Origin of the sequence: Oxalobacteraceae sp. CFBP 8761, from assembly GCA_014841595.1 — a bacterium.
Lineage (GTDB): Bacteria > Pseudomonadota > Gammaproteobacteria > Burkholderiales > Burkholderiaceae_D > Telluria.
The window spans coordinates 1229304-1236055 of the sequence record JACYUE010000002.1; the positions used below are offsets into that span (position 1 = coordinate 1229304).

Genomic DNA, 6752 nt, shown 5'->3' on the forward strand with positions numbered 1-6752 from the left:
GAACGGGTGGTTGAACTGTTGCCCTTTTACGTTACTTGGGTGGGAATTCAGGTCCAAATAGTTCAGGTGCGGCTGAAATAGCAACACAACGGGCGTAAGTCTGTCGCTCACCGCTGCGATTTAGCTTACACTTCGACAATAAAATTGTATCTTTTCTAACGTATGGGTGGGTAGGTAGATGTCGTCTAATAAATTGGAGGGAATACAAATCCTCAGGGGTTACGCCGCGATGCTTGTTGTGGTTACGCATTTGTGGAGTGTTGGAGTGATTTCGTCGGCCCTTAAATTTAGTCGCATTGGTGGGCTCGGCGTAGATATTTTCTTCGTTATCAGTGGGTTTATCATGTGCTATTCGCTGAGAGATCCGATTTCCTCCAGCGACAGTGTCGAATTCTTGAAGAAGCGTGTATTCCGGGTCTACCCGATATACCTTCTGGTATTGACTCCCTTTTTGATTCAGTACCTTAATCAAGTTACGACACCTGTAGACACCCTAATGATTATCGGGAATCTACTCTTGTCGCCATCATTCTCGGGTGGGTCGGAGTACCGAATGCTTGTAGGTCCGGCTTGGACGCTGACCTATGAACTCTTATTTTATATGTTGTTTGCAGGAGCGATGTTTTCGTCAAGATCAAAAGACCGCGCGATTTACACTGTTATTATCATGATCGTGCTAATGGTAACCCTCATTAACCTTTTAGGCGTAAAAGGTGAGCGTCTTCAGTGGTCGAATTTCCAGTACATAGTAGGAGATACCTTATTGTTTAATTTCGTGATAGGGTGCTTGTGCTACTTCGTGTGGCGAAAATATGGGCACGCAGTTTTTTCTTTCTGGACAGCGTTTGGCGCTGCTCTGGTGCTCACCGTAGTTTCATTGGGCCTCTCGAAGTTTGGACTTCCCCGCGTCTTGAGTTTGGGCCTTCCTGCAGGTGCCATCGTGCTCGTATTCTTATTCGCTGAATTTGAAAATAGAAATTTGACGAGGCCATTGTTGTTCCTAGGTAGCGCCTCCTACAGTATTTACTTGGTCCATGCAATAATTGCACATTGGAAGCATTTACTCATTGGAGCATCTGCGCACGAAAACGACCTGACCGGGATTTTTCTTACAGGTATGGCGTTGGCGGCCGGTTGTATCTTCTACGTGGTTGTCGAGAATCCGCTCAGCCGCGTTCTGAATGCGCAAACCAGGCGCCCCTCTGCTCCAGAAATCCCTGTACGGCAAAGCTGACCCAATCCAGAATATAAAGTTGTATGTCACGTAAGCTGCGAAGCTATGACTTACGTTAAGCGCCGCCGATCATGGGGCCATCAAGGAATGCTAGGCGTCGAGAATGCCTTGGTGCTAGTCGCGCGGGGACGGTACTGGCTAGGCGGAAGTGGCGCCGCTGTATGGCCCAACTTCAATCAGCATGTGGTGTATTACTAGCGGTGTATTATGATAGAGCACGCGTATGTTGACCTCCAGTTCGAGAGAAAAGCTGGCATTAGCTGTTGAATCGACATGGATGGTGGTCAAACGTCTATTCGTTGTTCCTGAAGCGAGTATGGCAGGTCCAATGCTTGATGCCGCCGTCAAGCCAAAATTAAGCGAAGCGGGTCTACCGCTCCTCCGTTATATCGTTGAACAATGCGCCCGTCATGCGGTTCAAGCCAGTGCTGTGATTCAAGAGCAGTCGTATTCGAAAGACGGGGGTGCGCTTGTTGACGCCGTCGTGGTTTAGCAGAGTCGCGCACTTTTACGGCCATAACCAGTTGACCAACGGCGAATCAGCCGACTGCAGGCTTTTGATTGAATGGGACAGAAAGCCTTCGGAGCAATCGGTCTTCCGATCTGCAGGTTTGGCTTTTAATGCCCGCAGGCCGGGGTAACGTTTTTTGACCCGTTCCCCCATCACGTCACAATGAACTCATACCCAGCCTGCAGCGAGCCGACGACCTGCGCCTGGTTTTCCGCGCTTTCGCTAAATTGCACGACCAGGTCGGCCTTGGTAATCGCATTGCGTTCCAGAGCGCCTAGCCAGTGCGCGAAGCCGGCGGCGTCCGGCGCCCGGTCCAGCACGTTTGCGTAGAGCGCCGTAACGAGGGCGGCGTCCGTGGGCGCGGCGCCGTATTGGCTCTTGAATTCGGGCGAGTCGACGAATGCCTGCGCCACTGACCGCAATGACTGGCCCTGGCCCATTTGCCCGATCCAATACCCCAGGCCGCCCGCGTCGGGCGTGCGATCAAATGCAGCCTGGTACAGGCGGTAAGCCTCGGCAGGAAAGCCCTGCGTTTCATACGAGATGAAGGCGCCATCGTCGAACGACAGGCGCTCGACGCTGCGCAGGATATCGGTGCCGTCGTAGCCGACCAGATCGGTCACGGTAATCGCGCCATCGCGCAGGCTGACGGTGTATTCGTTGCGTCGGCCTTCCAGCACGAAGGTATCGATGCCGGCGCCGCCATCGACGATGTCATTCGTGCGCGTGCCGTACAAGGTGTCGTGCGCGTCCGTGCCGATGATCCGGGTGGTTGCGGGCAAGCGGCTCTCATACACGTTCACGCTGGCATAGGTATCGTAATAATCCTGATCCCATGAGGCATTGATGTAGTACCAGCCGGTATAGGCGGCCGTGAACGCTGCGTAATCGTAGCCGTAGGCGCCACTGCCGTCGTCGGCGGCAATCGCATTGCCGGCGTCGTCGTAGATGCGCAGCTGGAAGGGATCGTGGTAGCTGCCGCTTTGTACCGTGTAACCCATGCCAGCGGTGGCGTGGAACACGAAGATATCGTCCTCGCCCGCATACGGATCGGTCGTGCTGTAGCGGGCGGTGCGGCCGTAGAACTGGCCGAGTTCGGGGTCCCGCACGGGATCGAGGTCGAGGCGCCAGGCCCAGTTCATTTCCGACCGGGTCAGGTCATCCAGAAAATCCAGCGTGGGGTAGGCGGACATGGCAGGCCTCGGGTATTGGGATGTCCGATTATAGGCTGGGCCATATCCGCCAATCCGCCGACATGGTTACGCTTTGTAAGCGCGCTGCGGTGCGGTCATCATGCCGCGGCCGGGAACGGCTCGGTGCCGTCACCCCAGGCCGCCAGCGCGCGGCGCAGCAGGCGACGCTCGCGGTGATCGATCATCTGGTCGGCCCGCACGATCTCGAGCATGCCCTTGAGCACCAGCGCGCGCAGCGCCGGATCCTGCACTTCGTCCAGCAGCGCGTCGATCGTCGCCGGTTCGATGTCGACCATGCCGGCAGCATGGTTCGTGCTGTGGGTCAGCAGATCCTGGGTCAGCTCGCCGGCGGCATCGTCAAACGTGTCTTCGCTCACGCCCAGCACCTCGAGTACGCCGCTGCGGTGCAGCGTCTTGAGCTCCTGGGGCGCCAGGCGGCCGTCGGCGATCATCGCCAGGGCCAGCAGGCGGCTCATGGCCTTGGGACTGTCGGTTGGGTAATTTCTCATTGCTTCCTCGCTTCATGTGAACTGAGTCACCAATATACGGTTGCGCAATGCTAAAGTAAAATCGAATAATCTTTAGCAATTCTCAATATTTTTGGTGGTAAAGGCGAATGAACTACAAGCACCTTCAGTACTTTCACTCAGTCGCCACGGCGGGCAGCGTCGTGCGCGCGGCCGAGCAGTTGCACGTCTCGGCGCAAGCAATCAGCACGCAGTTGCAGCTCCTGGAAGACCAGTTTGGCGAGGAACTTCTACGCAAGAAGGGGCGCGGGCTGGTACTGACCGAAGCCGGCAAGACCGTGCTGCGTTATACGGACCAGATCTTCAGTCTCGGTAATGAACTGGAGCAGGCAGTGCGGCGTGGCCTGTTCACCGAGACCGAGACACTGAGGGTAGGCCTGTGCGACGTGATCGCCAAGACGATGGCATTCAGGCTGCTGCAGCCGGCCCGTGATGCCGGGCTCGCCATGCACCTGGTTTGTCGGGAAGGGCGTTTTGGCGACCTGATGGAAGACCTCAGCGCGCACCGACTCGATCTGTTGATCTCGGACCAGGGTTTGCCGCCTGGCGGCGCCGTGCGCGGCCACAGTCATCTGCTCGGATCGAGCACCGTGACGGTCGTGGCGCATCCCGACGTGTGCCAGCGCTGGGCCGGCGATTTTCCACAGCGCCTGAAAGGTGCGCCGTTCCTGATGCCGGGCCAGGGTGCCGCCCTGCACAGCCAGTTGATGGCGTGGCTCGAGGCGCAGGGCTTGCGCCCGATCGTCGTTGGCGAATTCGATGATGGGGCGCTGCTGGGAGCATTTGCCGGCGCGGGTGCAGGCTTCATGGCAGCCCCGACCGTGCTCGCGGACTCGCTGTGCGAACAGTACGGGCTGGCGCCGGTGGGTGTGATCGACGCCATTGTCGAGCAGGTCTATGCCGTGACGGTCGAGCGCCGGGTACACCATCCGGCGCTGCGGCGCATCCTGGAACGGGCGCCGCAGGTGTTCGCGTGACAGCCGGCGGCGCGTGTCAGATGCGGTCGCTTTCCTTGCGCACGACGCGGCCGATCACGATGCACTCATCGCCCTGGCATGGCTTGCGGTGATAGGTGCGCTGGTCCGGGTTGTCGGAGGTGAGCCACCACTGGGCTGCCTCGCGCGCCAGGCGCTTGACGACGGCTTCGCCTTCATAATTGAACGCGAACACGGCGCCGGCGACTGGCTTGGTGTCGAGCGTGTTGATGACGACGATGTCGCCAGCGTACAGCGATGGTTCCATGCTTTCGCCCTTGACATAGATCGCAATCAGATGCGACGGACTGTACTGGTTGCGCTCCAGCCAGGTGCGGCGCATGCCGAGTGTGCCGCCGTCGCGGGCTTCCGGCTCGGCCCGGTACCCGGTGATGCCCGCTGACAGGCGCAGCTTGACCATCGGAATGGGCACGAAGGCATCGTCATCGCCTTCGGCCACCACGCGCAGTGCGTCGGGTAACCCGGTTAGTCCAGGCAGGCCGGGCAGGGCGCTGCTGTTATTTGCCGGGCCACCACCCAGCGGCGCCAGGATCTCGGCCGGAAGGCGGCAGCCGGTGACGCGGGAGATCGCCAGCAACTGTTTCAGGTTGGGGCTGTGCTTTTCATTTTCCCAGTGCGAGATATTGGCCTTGGTATGGCCCCGGTCGGTACCGAGTTCGAGCGCAAGACGGGCGCCCAGTGCCGTGCCCGACAAGCCGGCGGCGGTGCGCGCTTCTTTCACCCAGTTAGCAATCATTGTTTGTAGGTCCATATGCGTATGGTAAAGGAAATCTATACATTGAAGTATAGCTTTTCTTTACTGCTGTGGTATAGTTTTCCTATACTTTCATCCATCGCATTGATGTGGCGCAGGGTAGGCGTGGGCTTGCCGGTGCAGGTACCGCCGCAAGCACAGGGGAGACACGATGATCATTGAAACATTGCAGCGTCTGATGGACGCGAACCTGGCCGGACTGGCCACCGACTTGACGCTGACAGATATCGGCGCGCTGATCGGCATGTTCAGCGCCTTGCTGAGCACCATCGGCAACCTGTTGTATACATGGCGCAAGGATCGGCGCGAGCAGCGCGACAGCGATGCGGCATGGGCCCGGCGCCAGAAGGAGCCTTGAGTATCGTGCTGGTTGGCAGTCCTGGCCCAGTCCGGCGACCAGTCCGGCGCGGTAGAATAGCCATCCGCAAGCATATCGATCCCGGAGCATTTCGCACATGGTTTTTCTGACCGTCCCCTACGCCGAAAAGGACGCCGCCAAGGCGCTCGGCGCCCGCTGGAATCCCACCCGCCGCCGCTGGTATGTGGCCGATGGCGTCGCCACCGAGCCGTTTGCCAAGTGGATCGATGCTGCATCTGCATCTGCATCCACCTCGGCATCTGCCTCAGCCGGCGGTGCAGCCAGGCCTGGCGCCAAGGCGGGTTCCGGTCGCGTGGACAGCTACCAAGGGAAGACGGTGGTTGGCGTGAATTACGTGGCGCTTGACCACGATTGCAATCCACTTGAAGAATGCCCAAGCTGCATGCAGACACTGGAAGGCACGCCATGGTGGCAGGCACGCACCAGCCTGGCAGCGCTGGTTGGCGGCATGCCGGGCACGTCCAATATTCGAACGCCCGGCAAGGCGGCGTGATCGCCATACGGCCGCGTTAACGCTAAGATGCAAGCCTGACAATACCTCCCAACGACGCCATGCATCCTGCGACCGCCAGCACGCGCCGCGCCGGCCACGCCCGCAGCAACCGGCGCCTGGTCGGTGGCATTGCCATTTCGTTGCTGCTACATGCCTTGCTGTTGTCGCTGCAGTTCGGCGTGCCGGGCAGCGATGCCGGCGGTGGCGGACCGCTCAGCGTTGTGCTCGCGCCAGCGGCCTTGCCTGTGCCGGCGCCAACCGTCGCTGCTTTGCCGACGTCAATAGTCCCAACACCTGTCCAGCCGCCGCCTGCGCTGCCCGTCGCAGCTGTCCCGCCAGCGCCGGCGCCTGCGCGCGGTTTGCGTCTGGTCGATTTGCCACCCCCACCGTCGCCACCCCCGGTTGCGCAGATTGCAGCGGCGCCGAAGCCACGTGCGCGTCGGCCGGCGCCAATTGTGCCCAAGCGTGTTCTGCGCGACGTGGCAACGCCCGTGATTGCCATTGAAGCGAACCCGGAGTCCGAGTTTGCGGTCGCGGTGCCATTGCCCGAGGTTGACGCCGGTTCGCCGCCAACGGTTGTCGAGCCGGTCGACTCACCCGAGGAAGTGGCGGTGAGCGACATGCCAGTCACCCCGGAACCTGTCGTGGATGCCGAGGCGGAGCGCG

9 protein-coding genes are annotated in these 6752 nt (G+C 59.7%); 6 read left to right on the plus strand and 3 right to left on the minus strand.

All coding sequences use genetic code 11. The features are described from left to right. The first annotated feature begins 178 nt into the window (after positions 1-178). The gene (locus IFU00_17865) at positions 179-1234 is read left to right on the plus strand and encodes an acyltransferase (GenBank protein ID MBD8544150.1); all 1056 of its coding nucleotides are present in this window, start codon (positions 179-181) and stop codon (positions 1232-1234) included. Positions 1235-1457: 223 nt separating this feature from the next. Further along, the gene (locus IFU00_17870) at positions 1458-1727 is read left to right on the plus strand and encodes a hypothetical protein (protein ID MBD8544151.1); all 270 of its coding nucleotides are present in this window, start codon (positions 1458-1460) and stop codon (positions 1725-1727) included. A 170-nt stretch (positions 1728-1897) separates the two neighbouring features. On the opposite strand, the gene IFU00_17875 is transcribed toward IFU00_17870, so the two are convergent. Both IFU00_17875 and IFU00_17880 read right to left on the minus strand, forming a co-directional pair. Continuing rightward, complete coding sequence (locus tag IFU00_17875; GenBank protein MBD8544152.1) at positions 1898-2938, minus strand: DUF4214 domain-containing protein; 1041 nt, start codon at positions 2936-2938, stop codon at positions 1898-1900. A gap of 98 nt (positions 2939-3036) precedes the next feature. After that, on the minus strand, positions 3037-3447 hold the full coding sequence (locus IFU00_17880; protein ID MBD8544153.1) for a TerB family tellurite resistance protein: 411 nt from the start codon (positions 3445-3447) through the stop codon (positions 3037-3039). A 107-nt stretch (positions 3448-3554) separates the two neighbouring features. On the opposite strand from IFU00_17880, the gene IFU00_17885 reads away from it, so the two are divergent. Next, entirely contained in the window at positions 3555-4442 is an 888-nt protein-coding gene (locus IFU00_17885) for a LysR family transcriptional regulator (protein MBD8544154.1), read from the plus strand. A 16-nt stretch (positions 4443-4458) separates the two neighbouring features. On the opposite strand, the gene IFU00_17890 is transcribed toward IFU00_17885, so the two are convergent. Further along, complete coding sequence (locus IFU00_17890; protein MBD8544155.1) at positions 4459-5196, minus strand: LexA family transcriptional regulator; 738 nt, start codon at positions 5194-5196, stop codon at positions 4459-4461. Between the two features lie 169 nt (positions 5197-5365). Here IFU00_17890 and IFU00_17895 point away from each other — a divergent pair, with 169 nt between their 5' ends. From IFU00_17895 to IFU00_17905, 3 genes are all read left to right on the plus strand, one after another. Next, complete coding sequence (locus IFU00_17895) at positions 5366-5572, plus strand: hypothetical protein (GenBank protein ID MBD8544156.1); 207 nt, start codon at positions 5366-5368, stop codon at positions 5570-5572. Positions 5573-5669: 97 nt separating this feature from the next. Then, a complete protein-coding gene (locus IFU00_17900; GenBank protein ID MBD8544157.1) occupies positions 5670-6086 on the plus strand; it encodes a hypothetical protein in 417 nt (138 codons plus the stop codon). Between the two features lie 59 nt (positions 6087-6145). Next, the coding region (locus IFU00_17905) for a hypothetical protein (GenBank protein MBD8544158.1) at positions 6146-6752 on the plus strand (607 nt) is incomplete at its 3' end.